Origin of the sequence: Verrucomicrobium sp. BvORR034, assembly GCF_000739635.1 — a bacterium.
In the GTDB taxonomy this organism is placed as follows: Bacteria; Verrucomicrobiota; Verrucomicrobiia; order Verrucomicrobiales; family Verrucomicrobiaceae; genus Verrucomicrobium.
In genome coordinates this window covers 14,795-27,913 of sequence record NZ_BATQ01000085.1, presented here as the reverse complement: position 1 = coordinate 27,913, position 13,119 = coordinate 14,795, and the positions used below count along the sequence as shown (strand labels likewise).

Annotated in this window: 8 protein-coding genes; 6 read left to right on the top strand and 2 right to left on the bottom strand. The window is 62.6% G+C overall.

Translation table 11 applies throughout. The features are described from left to right. Positions 1-9: 9 nt before the first annotated feature. Positions 10-2,568, bottom strand: coding sequence for a CehA/McbA family metallohydrolase (locus BV034_RS14635; RefSeq protein ID WP_050027748.1), 2,559 nt, complete (start codon positions 2,566-2,568; stop codon positions 10-12). 233 nt (positions 2,569-2,801) lie between these two features. Between BV034_RS14635 and BV034_RS14630 the strand changes: the two genes are divergently transcribed. The 5 genes from BV034_RS14630 (at position 2,802) to BV034_RS14610 (ending at position 10,908) form a co-directional block, all read left to right on the top strand. Beyond that, the gene (locus BV034_RS14630) at positions 2,802-3,947 is read left to right on the top strand and encodes a patatin-like phospholipase family protein (protein WP_050027747.1); all 1,146 of its coding nucleotides are present in this window, start codon (positions 2,802-2,804) and stop codon (positions 3,945-3,947) included. A gap of 75 nt (positions 3,948-4,022) precedes the next feature. Continuing rightward, the gene (locus BV034_RS14625) at positions 4,023-5,543 is read left to right on the top strand and encodes an AMP-binding protein (RefSeq protein WP_050027746.1); all 1,521 of its coding nucleotides are present in this window, start codon (positions 4,023-4,025) and stop codon (positions 5,541-5,543) included. Between the two features lie 63 nt (positions 5,544-5,606). Further along, positions 5,607-6,890 carry a thiolase family protein gene (locus BV034_RS14620; protein WP_050027745.1) on the top strand — a complete coding sequence of 428 codons (1,284 nt, stop codon included), beginning with the start codon at positions 5,607-5,609 and terminating at the stop codon, positions 6,888-6,890. 56 nt (positions 6,891-6,946) lie between these two features. Then, positions 6,947-9,049 (top strand): FAD-dependent oxidoreductase, encoded by a 2,103-nt coding sequence (locus BV034_RS14615; protein WP_050027744.1) that lies wholly within the window; start codon positions 6,947-6,949, stop codon positions 9,047-9,049. Continuing rightward, positions 9,046-10,908, top strand: coding sequence for an acyl-CoA dehydrogenase family protein (locus BV034_RS14610; protein ID WP_050027743.1), 1,863 nt, complete (start codon positions 9,046-9,048; stop codon positions 10,906-10,908). The genes BV034_RS14615 and BV034_RS14610 overlap by 4 nt, the downstream gene beginning before the upstream one ends. A gap of 828 nt (positions 10,909-11,736) precedes the next feature. Here BV034_RS14610 and BV034_RS14605 read toward each other — a convergent pair. Further along, positions 11,737-11,967: a hypothetical protein gene (locus BV034_RS14605; protein ID WP_050027742.1), complete on the bottom strand. Its 231-nt coding sequence runs from the start codon at positions 11,965-11,967 to the stop codon at positions 11,737-11,739. A 373-nt stretch (positions 11,968-12,340) separates the two neighbouring features. Here BV034_RS14605 and BV034_RS14600 point away from each other — a divergent pair, with 373 nt between their 5' ends. Continuing rightward, complete coding sequence (locus BV034_RS14600) at positions 12,341-13,093, top strand: YebC/PmpR family DNA-binding transcriptional regulator (RefSeq protein WP_009962695.1); 753 nt, start codon at positions 12,341-12,343, stop codon at positions 13,091-13,093. Positions 13,094-13,119: the final 26 nt, after the last annotated feature.

Here is a 13,119-nt window from a genome sequence, read left to right as displayed (position 1 = left end):
ACTGAAAACTCACCTCCCCATCTTCGCCCGCACCTCATCCGGCGTCATCTTGGCCACCGGCACATCATAACCCAGGTTGTCGCCGTTGGCCTGGAAGCCATGGCCATCGACATCCACATAAAAGGGTGTGTGATACGCCATGGGGCGCAGCTTGGCCTGACCGCTGGTACCGTAGCCGGTCTTAAGATCGCCGTTTTCTGCCAGGGCCACCACGATAAGGTGGGCGTCTTTGCCGAGCTTCACGGGAATCGTCTGGTCAAACTTCACCACGCCGTCCTTGAACATGTCGGGATGCGTGGCGCGGGTGAAGTTAAGGCTGGGCTCTTTCCGGCCGTTCACCAGGATCTGCACACGATCGATGTTGATCCAGTCCGCGCACTGCACCTTGATCTTCAAAGGCAACACCCCGGAGCTGCGCACGTCATCTCCTGGAAGTTTTCCATCGCCCGCCGTAACCTGCAGGAACGGTCCGGTGGTGAGGATGAAGTGCCCGGCCAGAGCGTGCGCGGCGAGATCATTGGTCCAATCGATCTTCGCAGGCTCATCCGTCTTGCTCGGCAGATACATGCGCCAGCCGCCAACGCCGTTTCCATGAACCGCGTGGGCATCTGCCACGGCCACAGGATGAATGCGGTGGCCCTGGTTGAGCATCTGCAGCCAGATGAACTGACGCACCGTCTCCACCCGGGTGGCCAGCGAGTTTTTGACCTTGGTCAGACGCCACGGTGAATCCGCCAGCACCCCTTCGTCCACAAAGTTCTCCGTCTCCATGCCATTCACCATCTCGGTGATGCCCAAGTAGCCGCCATCAGCCACACCATCGGCATAGCGGTCATTGTACAGGAACGCCATGTCAGGATGGTTGATCTGCACCCAGCGATCCTGCCGCTCACCCTGCCAACCCCGCAAAGTCAAGGCTGTGATGCGAGGATCCGCATTCCACACCGGGGCGCCGCCATCCTGCACAAAGGGCACCGGATTGAGGGGGAAGCAGTTGAAGTGCGAGCCGCTGCCGGTGAGCTCCATGCCAACCACCGTCTGAATCTCCTGGGCGAGGCCAAGGCGCTCGATGGTCGGCCGCCAGTCATAAATGCGGTTGTGTTCCGTTGTGGGTGTGAACTCCAGATGCTCCGCGGCGATGTTGATGAGACGGTCTGCGGTACCGCAGATGTTGTCCCCGCTGGGCGTGGAGTGATTGTGGAAGTCCGTGCTGATCCATCCCGTGGCGTCCACCAGTCGTGTTAGCTTGGCACCGATGATCAACTCCTGGCCCTGCGCCAAAGTGATCTCCTGTTCGTGGTGCGAGTATTCAATCCCACGCGTCACCACCACCTTGTAGGTGCCTGCCGGGACTTGAACGGAGAATTCACCCTTCTCGCTGTGATACTGGTCCTTGCAACCATGCGCCCGCATCACGGGACCAAGATTCACCGGCTTCGTCTCGCCCGTGGCCAGGATCTGCACCTTGCATGGCAGGCCTTGCCCGCGCGCATCTTTGATGTCGAACTTCAAACGAGTCGCAGGCTCCAGCTTCTCGTGCTGTTTTACCACCTCACCCTGATTTAGCGTAAAGGATACCCGCCGTGGCAGCCGTCCAGCTGCCTCCACACTCCCGTGGTGAGTCCCGGCAGGGAGGGACAAGGCGATGAGTCCGTGACTGTCTGGATAAGCGACCACGCTCCCGTCAGACTTCTGGTCAGGATTGATCCCCTCCTCCAGCACCAGCCCCGCACCCGTCACCGGCTTGCCATCGGCCTCGGTCACCGCCAGTTCCAGACGGCCTGTCTGGGTGCCATTGGCTCCACGAACCACCGACCACGCCTCGGCCGGGGAACGCCCAATGGCCAGGAAGCGCACCCAGGTCAATTCCTGGCCGGGTTGCAACTCCACCTCATCTGCGAGCACCATCGCGCCGGGTGCCGTGAGCTTGCCATGGGCATAGCCGGTACGGTCATCGGGATCCACCGCGTCCGCCCAGGCCACGCCGTCGCGATCCCCTGTTTCATTGAACCGCGTCCAGGCGTCCTTGGTGCTGACCTTCACCGCAGCCTTCCCTTCGTTGCGAAAAGTCGTCTGAATGCGCAGGCCCTGCTCACCATCCCGCACGCGGTATTCGTGTCTCTTGTAGAGCCCGCCGCTCTTGGCAGCGGTCACCACCGTCTCGATGGCCGCCTCTCCCGCCTTGCCATCCGCCACAATGCTCACAGTGGAAACCTGCCCACGCTGACCGGCCGGGCCAAAGTAGATCAACTGGTCATCCTGCTTCTCACGAAACGCCAGGTCATAGAGGCAGCCAGGAGTGACACCATCTTCGCCATAGAAGGTGCTCATGTTCGCGCGACGCAGCGGCGCATTCTGCGAGACCAGGGCGGTGATCTTGTCATTGCGCAGAACAAAATCTCCCCGAATGCCGTCCGCCTCCTTGCCCTGGGGCAGTTCCGCCTCCCTCCCGGCCCCGACTTCAAAGGCCTCGGCAGCGTGAAGGTGAATGCCAGGCGCGATGAAAAGCGCGGCCAACAGGCTCAGCCGGAAGGGACAACACAGGGTTGAGGGAGCGAAATGCATCATGCATCTCAAACGGTCCCAGACCCTTGAAACAAGCAACAAAACCGTCACCCGGATCACTTAAGTCCGGCCCAGCCACCGCGCCTTTGCACCCTTGCGGAACATGTGCGCCATTGGACTGATACGTTTCTAAACGCGTTTCGGTTTTGTCGATCATTAGCACCACAATTTGATTGAAACTTTTGAATTAACTCACTGGTGGTGAGTCTAATCCTCCAACAACCCATCCAAAAGCCATGCGCCTGCCCGATGCCATGCGCCGCTTCCCCTGGTTCTCCGCCGAAGACTGGCTGAACCGCTTCATGGAGGCTCCTCCCGCCCCGGTGGCTCCCCCGCCACCCCGATTGGGACTGGTCCTTTCCTGTGGTGGTGCCCGCGGTCTGGCTCATGTGGGAGTTATCCAGGTACTTGAGCGCGAGAAAATCCCGATCTCTGCCATCATCGGCAGCAGCATGGGTTCCTATGTGGGCACCCTCTGGGCGGCCGGGTTCAATGGCCAGCAGCTTGAGGAGCTCGCGGCCGAGATCAAAGACCGCCGCACCCTGCTGCGCCTCATCGATCCCGTGTGCCCGCCGCTATCCGGCTTCCTCCGGGGCAACAAACTGCGCCGGCATCTGGAAAAGAGCCTGGGCCAGCGCACGCTCGCCCAGTTGGAACGCCCCATGTATGTGGTGGCCACCAACCTCGACTCCGTGTCGTGGGAAGTGATGTCGATGGACACGCCGGCGGCGGCGGCGGTGCAGGCCAGCTGCGCCATCCCGGGCATCGTGGCCCCGGTGGAACTCGACGGGAAACGCTACATCGATGGCGGTGCGTCCCAACCGCTGCCGGTGAACCTGCTGCGAGACATCCTTTCCCGCGGAGAGTCCGCTCATGCCGCGGGCGACCAGAAAATCACTTCCAGCCCGATGAATGCCATCATTGCCGTGAACGTCATGCCGACTCCGGCTGACCTCGCCGCCGCCGGCATCTCCACCTACCCCATTCCCCCTCCCCCTCCGGAAGGCGTGTGGCGTCGCCTGCGCAACTCCGCGAACCGCAAGGTGAACCTCTTCGCCTACGGCAACGTGCTGGACACCTTCAAACGCTGTCTGACCAGCGCCCAGCTGCGACTGATCGCCGAGGAGGGCACACGCGCAGACATCCTCGTGCATCCGTATTTCGGTGAGTCCCGCTGGTACGATTTTGAGAATTTCAACCGCTACATCGAGGCCGGCAGGATGGCTGCCGAAGCTGCCCTGCCGCGCATTTTGGATCTCATTCAGCGGCCCACTCCGGTGCCAGAACACAGCTCTGACGTGAACCACGGGCAAAAAAACGCCGCAGACGCGCCCCTAACCCCTGCCTCCAAGCGGCATACCGGACTCCCCGGCTACGTCTAACCCCCCTCCCTTTTCTTTCGATATCCGTTCACATGCCCGACCTCAAACCAACCATCATCCCAACTCTCAAGCACTATGAAACCGTTCCTCTCCTCCCCGCTCTGGGATGCCGGAGCCCCTGAATTCTGGCAGGCCTGGCAGATCCGCCGCCTGCGTGAATACCTGAAATCCCGGGTCCTGCCCTTCTCCACGCACTACCGTGAGATGTTCAAGAGCATTGGCCTGGAGCCCGGCGACATCCGCAGCATGGATGACTGGGCCAAGGTGCCCTTCTCCAGCAAGTCTGACCTCACCGTCTCCAAAGAGAAGCTGCGGGAGTTCGTGATGATCCCCAATCAGCAGACGCTCCGCCGCGAGCCCAAGGTGATCTTCAACACCCTGCTGCATGGGATGAGCCATACCAAGGAGAAGCTGGAGGCCGAGTTCCGCCCCCTTCTACTCACCAGTACCACGGGGCGCAGCAGCGAGCCGGTGCCCTTCCTCTATACGAAGCACGACCTCAATCTCCTCGAACTCTCCGGCAAACGCATCATGGAGACCGGGCGGTCTGACAAAGAGTACCGCCATGTGAACCTCTTCCCCTACGCGCCACACCTGGCCTTCTGGCAGTCGCACTACGCCGGCCTGGGCTTCGGCACCTTCATGATTTCCAGCGGGGGTGGCAAGTCCATGGGCACCGAGGGCAACATCGCGCTGATCGAGCGCATGCAGCCAGACGTGCTCATCGGCATGCCCACCTTCGTGTACCACGTGCTGCGCCAGGCAGTGGAGGAGAACCGCCACTGGACCACGCTCAAGCGGATTGTGCTCGGCGGGGAAAAGACGCCGCAGGGCCTCCGCGCCAAGCTTCGCGATCTGTGTGCCCAGCTTGGCTCACTGGGGGTGTACGTCATCAGCATCTATGCCTTCACCGAGGCCAAGATGGCCTGGACGGAGTGCCCCACCCTCCCGCATGAGGGCGCCAGCGGTTTCCACCTTTATCCCGATCTCGGTTTCATCGAACTCGTGGATCCCAAGACCGGGGTTCCTGTGCCTCCGGGTGCCCCCGGGGAGATTGTCTTCACCCCGCTGGATGCCCGCGGCACCGTGGTGCTGCGCTACCGGACGGGTGACATGGCGGAGGGCGGACTCACGTGGGACGCCTGCCCGCACTGTGGCCGCCGTTGCCCGCGACTGCTGGGGCCCATCTCCCGCGCCAGTGAGGTGCGGACCCTAAGGCTGGACAAGATCAAGGGCACCCTGGTGGACTTCAACGTGCTGGAGCACCTCCTGGACGACCAGCGCGGCCTGGCTGCCTGGCAGATCGAGCTGCGCAAGCGCCACGACGATCCGCTGGAGTGCGATGAGGTGTACCTCCACGTGGCCCCGGACGGCAACATCAACGAGGACACGCTGAAGGACCTGCTCATCCGCCGGTTCCATGAAGTCACGGAGATGACGCCGAACGCGATCCTCTTCCACACCGTGCCCGAGCTCCGCAATCTGCTGGGCGTGGGACGCCTGCTGAAGGAGGAGAAGGTGGCCGACCGCCGCCAAGGGCAACCGGGCCAGGGCCAGGGCCAGAGTCAGCCTCAGACCGCCACGCCGGGCTCGTGAGCCCCAGGTCGGAATGTTCCTCGCCTTCTGACCTCACCACAACCTTCACCCCGACAATCATCCATGAATGCCTCCCCCCTTGTCATAATGGCCGGTGCCCGCACCCCCTTCTGCCGCGCCGGCAGTACCCTGGCGGATTTCGACGCCGTGGAGCTGGGCCGTCACGCCGCCAGCGGTTTGTTTACACGAACCGGCATTGATCCCGCGGCCGTGGATGAGACGATCTTTGGCTGCGTGGCCCAGCCCGCGAACGCTGCCAACATCTCGCGCGTCATCGCCCTGCGGGCTGGCGTGCCCAAGGAACGCCCCGCCATGACGGTGCACCGCAACTGCGCCTCCGGCATGGAGGCGGTCACCACGGCCCAGGAAAAGCTCGCCGCAGGCCAGGGCGAAGTCTTCCTCGTGGGCGGCACCGAGAGCATGTCCCAGATGCCGCTCCTCTTCCGCCATGAGGCTGCGATCAAGTTTGCCCTGCTCTCCCGCGCCCGCGGGATGGGCAGCAAGCTCCGGGCGGCCACAGCCTTCCGTCCCCAGGACTTCCTGCCCCTGCTCGCCATCAAGATGGGTCTCACTGACCCGGTCGCCGAGATCAATATGGGGCAGACGGCCGAGCTGCTTGCGCGTGAGTTCGAGATCTCACGCGATGCCCAGGATGCCATGGCCGTGCGCTCGCAATTGCTGGCCGCCCAGCATCGTGACCATCTGCGTGAGGAAATCGTGCCCATGTTCTCCGGTCGCAAGGAGGTCGTGGCTGTGGAGGATGACAATGGCGTCCGCACCGACAGCTCCCCCGCCAAACTGGCCAAGCTGCAACCCATCTTCGAGCCCCTCACCGGCACGGTCACTGCGGGAAACTCCTCCCAGGTCACCGATGGTGCCGTGGCCATCCTGGCCTGCAGCGAAGCGCGAGCCCAGAAGCTGGGAGTGACGCCGCTGGGACGAATCGTGAGCCATGCCTATACCGGGTGCGATCCGGAACGCATGGGCCTGGGTCCCGTCACCGCCATGGCTGCGGCGCTCGGCCACGCGGGTTGGAAGCTGAGCGATGTGGACATCATTGAGATCAACGAAGCCTTCGCCGCCCAGATCCTGGCCGTGCTCAAGTGCCTGAAGGATCCCGCCAGTGCTCGCAAGGCAGGCCTCAGTGCCCCCTTGGGCGAGGTGGACGATACGCAGCTCAATCCGCAGGGGGGCGCCATTGCCCTGGGTCACCCGGTGGGAGCCACCGGGGCCCGCCTCATCCTCACCGCCCTGTATCAACTGCGCCGCACCGGCAAACGTCGGGCGCTGGTCAGCCTCTGCGTCGGTGGTGGCCAGGGTGGTGCCGTCTGTCTCGAGGCTTTCTAAGCGACCGCCCTTTCTTTCCTCGCACCCTTTTCGCAAACCTCAGCCCCTTTACCGCCATGGATCTCATCGTCCTCGACCCCACTGAAAACCCCTCTGAAGATGCCATGCTGACCACCCCGATCCGCAAGCACTTGAGCGAACACCGCCCCGCCTGCTTCCACAAGGAGGTGGACGCCGACGGCATCTGCTGGCTCACATTCGACACCCCGGATTCCCCTGCCAATGTGTGGAACCCAAAGACACTCGATGAGTTCGACTGTCACATCGAAGACCTGCACCGGGACTCCGGCATCAAGGCCGTCATCTTACGCAGCGCCAAGGACCGCGTCTTCATCGCCGGTGCTGACTTGAAGGCGGTGCAAACCCTGCCGGATGAGGAAAGGCGCAACCTGCTCGCGCTTGGGCAGGATGTCTTCACGCATCTAGAAGCCCTGCGCATTCCCAAGATCGCCCTCATTCACGGGGCCTGTGTGGGGGGCGGCCTGGAGACGGTCCTGGCCTGTGACTGGCGCATTGCCAGCGACAGCGATGTCACCCGCCTGGGTCTGCCCGAGGTGATGCTCGGTCTCATTCCCGGCTGGGGCGGCTGCACCCGTCTCTCCCGGCTCATCGGCCTGCCCAAGGCCCTGGACCTGATCGTGCGGGGCAAGCTGGTCAAGGCCAGCCATGCGAAGAAGTTGGGCATCGTGCAGCACGTGGTGCCGCGTGAGCGGATGGAGGACCTGGCCCGCAAGATGGCGCTTTCCGCGAACCATCGCCCCCGCCGCCATCATCTGCACCTCACCCAGGCCTGGCCGGTGCCGCAGATCCTGCGCTTCCGGGTGAAGACCATGCTCTGGAGCAAGTTCCCATGGATGCGCCATCACGACGCCGCCCCCATCGCGGCGGTGGATGTGATCACCCGCGGTGCCGGTCGCACGGCGGAGAAATCCCTGGCCCTGGAGCAGGAGACGCTGCGTCGCCTTACCGAATCCGGTGGGGCCCGTCGCTTCATCGATGTCTTCCTGCGCAAAGAGGCCGCCTCCAAGAAGCTGCCTCAGTTGTTTCAAGGAATCGAGGCTCCCCCGATCACCCGCGCTGCCGTCATCGGCGCAGGCGTCATGGGTTCTGGCATCGCCTACACCCTCGCCAGCCGGGGCACCCGGGTGCTGCTGAAGGACATGAGCAACGCCGCCCTGGCCAAAGGGGCGGGACGCATCGGAGGACTGCTGCACAGCGGCGTGAAAAGCCGCGCCCTCACCACCAAACAGGGCCGGGAGACGCATGATCTTATTTCCTTTACCTCTGAGGAGGTGCCGCTCAAACAGATGGACCTCGTGATCGAAGCCGTCGTGGAGGACATGGAGGTGAAGAAGCATCTCTTTGCCGAACTGGCCGCCCAGTGCCGTCCCGACACCATCCTGGCGACCAACACCTCCGCGCTCTCTGTGGAGGAGCTGGCCGCCGCCACACCGCATCCTGAGCGGGTCATCGGCCTGCATTTCTTCAATCCCGCCCACCTCATGCCTCTGGTGGAAGTCATCACGCCTGCTCAGGCCTCCCCGGCGGCCATCGCCGCCGCGCTGCGCTTTGTGCAGGGGCTGGGCAAGACGCCCATCGTCGTGAAGGACCGTCCCGGTTTTGTCGTGAACCGCATCCTCATGCCATACCTGCTGGGAGCGGTGCAGATCGCCTCCACCATGCGCGACCCCTGGGAACTGGACGACGCCATGACGGACTTTGGCATGCCCATGGGTCCGCTCCGCCTTCTCGATGAGGTTGGCTTCGACGTCGCTCTGCATGTTGAGAAGACCCTGCGAGCCGCCTTTGGCGACCGCATCCCGCAGAGCGATCTGCTCGATCAACTCGCCACAGCGGGGATGATGGGGCACAAGAACGGCCGCGGTTTCTACACCGGCTTCAATGACCGGCATGGCCCACAGCCCAATCCGGAAATCCTCCGCTACATCAAGCCCAGGGAGCTGCCAGAGTTCACAGAGCGTGAGCAGATGGCCACCTACCTGAACGGCCTCATGCAGAAAGAGGGCCAGCTCTGCCTGGAGGAAGGCGTGGCCGCCTCCGCCAGCGACATCGAGCTGGCCATGATCCTCGGTTCCGGTTACCCGGCCTTCCGGTCCCTGTTTCCTCCTGCAACCTCACCCCCATCCGACCTGCCATGAAAATCAAGCATCCCTCCTCCACACCTCCCAAGTCAGTGCTCGACACTTCGAAGATGTCTGAAGGCCAGCGGGCCGCGCTGGAGATGACCGAGGCGGCCCGCGATGAGCGGGACCGCAACGCCGGCTTCGCTGCCTCGCTCTTCGACGGTGCCGCCGACACCTCCACCCTGCTCCCCTTCCCGCGCCAGACGCTGGAAGATCGTGACCAGGGGGATGCCTTCCTGCTGCAGCTGAAAAGTTTCCTCGAATCGCATACTGACCCCGACGCCATCGACCGCGAGGGTGAGATCCCAGATGCCGTGCTGGAGGGGCTCGCGTCCCTTGGTGCCTTTGGCATCAAGATCCCGGTCAAATATGGTGGACTGGGCCTGAGCCAGACGAACTACTCCCGCACGGCCATGCTACTGGGCGGAGTGTGCGGGAACATGGCTGCTCTGCTCTCCGCCCACCAGTCCATCGGGGTGCCGCAGCCTTTGCTCATGTTTGGCACAGAGGAGCAGAAGGCACGCTTTCTCCCTCGCTGCGCCAAGGGCGAGATCAGCGCCTTTGCCCTGACGGAACCGGACGTCGGCTCCGATCCGGCGAGGATGAATACCCAGGCGGTCAAGTCCGCAGACGGCACCCACTACATCATCAATGGTGAGAAGCTCTGGTGCACCAACGGCACCAAGGCAGGAATGCTGGTAGTGATGGCTCGAACCCCCAGCCCAACCCACCCACATGCGACCACCGCCTTCATTGTGGAGACGAGCATGCCTGGTGTGGAAGTGGTGCAGCGTTGCCATTTCATGGGTTTGCGTGCCCTCTACAACGGCGTCATGCGCTTTCACGACGTGCGGGTGCCGGCGGAGAATGTGCTGGGTGGCGAGGGCCGCGGCTTGAAGGTCGCGCTTACCACCTTGAACACCGGTCGCATCACCCTGCCGGCTGCCTGTGCCGGTCTGGCCAAATACTGCCTGGACGTCTCCACCCGCTGGGCCCGTGATCGGGTGCAATGGGGCCAGCCCATCGGTCGGCACGCCGCCATCGCAGACAAGCTGGCCCGCATGGCCGCCCACACCTTTGCGCTGGAGGCGGTGGTCCGCTATGTCAGCGCCCTGGTGGATCGCGACAAGAACGCCGATGTCCGCCTCGAAGCCGCTCTGGGCAAGCTCTGGGGCAGTGAGCGCGGCTGGGAGATCGTGGATGACACCATGCAGATCCGCGGGGGCCGCGGCTATGAAACGGCGGACAGCCTGAAGTCCCGCGGTGAGAAGCCCGAACCTGTCGAGCGCTTCTTCCGCGACGCCCGCATCAATACCATCTTTGAAGGCAGCAGCGAGATCATGCGCCTCTTCATCGCGCGGGAGATGCTCGACTCGCACCTCAAACTGGGTGCTGCCGCCTTCAACACCAAGCTGCCGTTCAAGGACCGCGCTCTGGTGTTTCTGCGTGCGGCCAGGCACTACGCCACCTGGTACCCCTCGCGCTTCCTGCCGTTCTCGGATGACAGCGACGACATCAACCTGCACCCGGAACTGGAGCAGAGCATGCGCGACGTCCGCCGTCTCAGCCGCAAGCTGGCCCGGCACACCTTGTACGCCATGCTGCGCTACGGACCCAAGCTGGAACGCGAGCAACTCGTCCTCGGCCGCTTGGTGGACATCGGCGCCGAGATCTTCGCGCTGGGATGCGCCGCCTCCTATGCCCAGAGCAAGGTGGAGGATGCCTTCAGCCCCACGGCAGAAGTGGATCGCGTGACCTCTCTGGTGAAGTACCACACCCGCCTGGTTCGCGGCAAAACCAGCCGTCTATTCCGCGAACTCTTCAACCCCGCCGACCACGAGGGTTATGCGCTCGCGAAGCGGATGCTTGGATGAATCGGTAAGAGGTGAGTGATAAAAGGGCAAGTGGTGGCGCAGTGCGATTCAACGCAGCCCCCCAAGGAGCGGCGGTTTGTGCTTCAAGCACAACCGCCGAGGGTGAGCGGAGTGATTGGCTGGCCAGAACTGCCGGTAGCCCGTCGCGCTCATGGTGTGCCTGCTGCGTCGGTCGAAACTCGACAGCAGAGCGCACGGGCAAAGCTTGCAGACGCTTCAAGGTGGTTCCTTGGTGCCCCCCCCAAAAATACGCACGCGGTTGGTTCGCTCTCCTCACGGCGACAACTACAAGGGCGCTGGGTGGTTGGAGATCAAACACCAATGGGTGAGCGTTGGGGCGTGAGCCATCGAGGTGGGTGCGAATGCAGAAGGTGTTTGAGAATTCCTTCTGTCGCGCGACCTCCCCGATGAGGCAATTGATCAATCGAAGTTCCTCCTCGAAGAGGATATGGCTACAAACCCAACGTTGGCGAGCTTCCGGCGAGTCTACGTTGGGAAAGAGGAGAGAGACCTTACTCCGAAGGAGTTGCGGCGGTCTGACTGCCTTTCACGTCCAAGGCCCGCGGAGTGCGACCGCGTGCCCTCGGCCTGCGTCTGGCCGCGAGAGGTGCCGAGGAAAGAACCTTGTCTAGTTTCCCCCAACCCTACGCCCAACGGCTTACGGCCTCCGGATTATTTCCACCTTCCCTCCCTTTTCCGGCACAAAACATGCAACGGCGGCTCTCGCCCCCCTACTGCTTGAAAACCAAAGACCTTGAACCCAAAAAACAAAAAAGGCGGGGCCGAAGCCCCGCCACTCAAAGATTAAAAAAGACTCACCGGGCCAGACTAGGCCTGCTCTTCAGCTTCAGGTGCCTTGGCTTCCACCTTCTTCACGGCAGGGGCCTTGGTGCTCTTTTTGGCCGCAGGCTTCTTGGCTGCCTTCTTTTCGTCGGAACCCGCCTCCGCTTTGACGCGGGAGGATTTCCGGACAACGCCGGACTTGGCAAGAGCCTTCTTACGTTCGAGGTAGGCCTTGCGGCGGCGGCGCTTGATGATTTTGCTGTGCTGTTGTCCCATGATGTTCAGATTGAAAAACGGCAGTCAGCTTTCCACCGGGCTTCGCAGGAAGCAAGACGAAAGTTTCGCTAAAGGCACTTGGCCCCCTCTCCCCCCTCCCTAACGGAATAAAAAATGGTTGCGCGAGCCGCCGTTATCATTCACACTCAGGGTGTCGACGGGCTCGCAAGCCCGCGCATGTGACCGAAGTTGCCTCCCGCGCAACGGTTCTCCCGCCCAAAAAGCCGCAGTAGATGCGACCTAGATGGTGCTTTTCCGGCAGGAGCCAACCCTTGGAACGCCCGACTTCGTTCATTGATGGTTCTCTCACAGGCATCCACTTGCGCCGGAAAGCCCGGCCTCCCTCACTCCCAATCCCAGCTCTATTTTTTGCATGGCAGGCCACAATAAATGGTCGAAGGTCAAACATATAAAAGCCGTAGTCGACGCGAAACGCGGCAAAGTTTTCAGCAAGTTCAGCAAGGAACTCACCCTCGCTGCCAAGCTGGGCGGTTCTAATCCTGAACTGAACGCCCGGCTGCGCACCGCCATCCTCAATGCTCGCGCCATGAACATGCCCGGAGACAACATCGAACGCGCCATCAAAAAAGGCGCGGGCGAACTCGGCGGCGCGTCACTGGAAGAGATTGTGTACGAGGGCTACGGCCAGGGTGGAGTCGCCATGCTCATCGAGGTGGTCACCGACAACCGCAACCGCGCCGTCGCGGATATCCGGCTCATCATGAGCAAGCTGGGTGGAACCTTCGCCGATGCTGGCAGCGTGAGCTACCTGTTCCAGCGCCGGGGTGAAATCCGTCTGGACAAAGGCACCCTCACGGAGGATGCTGCGATGGAGCTGGCCTTGGAGTCCGGCGGCGAGGACATGGTGGATGGTGAGGATGACTGGGTCATCTACACGGCTCAAGACCAGCTTTTTGCCGTGGGCGGCGCGCTCCAGGCCAAAGGCGTCTCACCCCGCTCGCAGCAGCTTGTTTACCAGCCTTCCACCACGGTCACCCTCACGGATGTGGCCACCGCACGCGCTTTCCTGAAACTCTACGACCAACTGGACGACTACGACGACACGCAGAATGTCCACGCGAACTTCGAGATCGCGGACGACGTCGCAGCCCAGCTCTCAGAGTGAGCCAGCGTTAGATTATCTCTTCGACG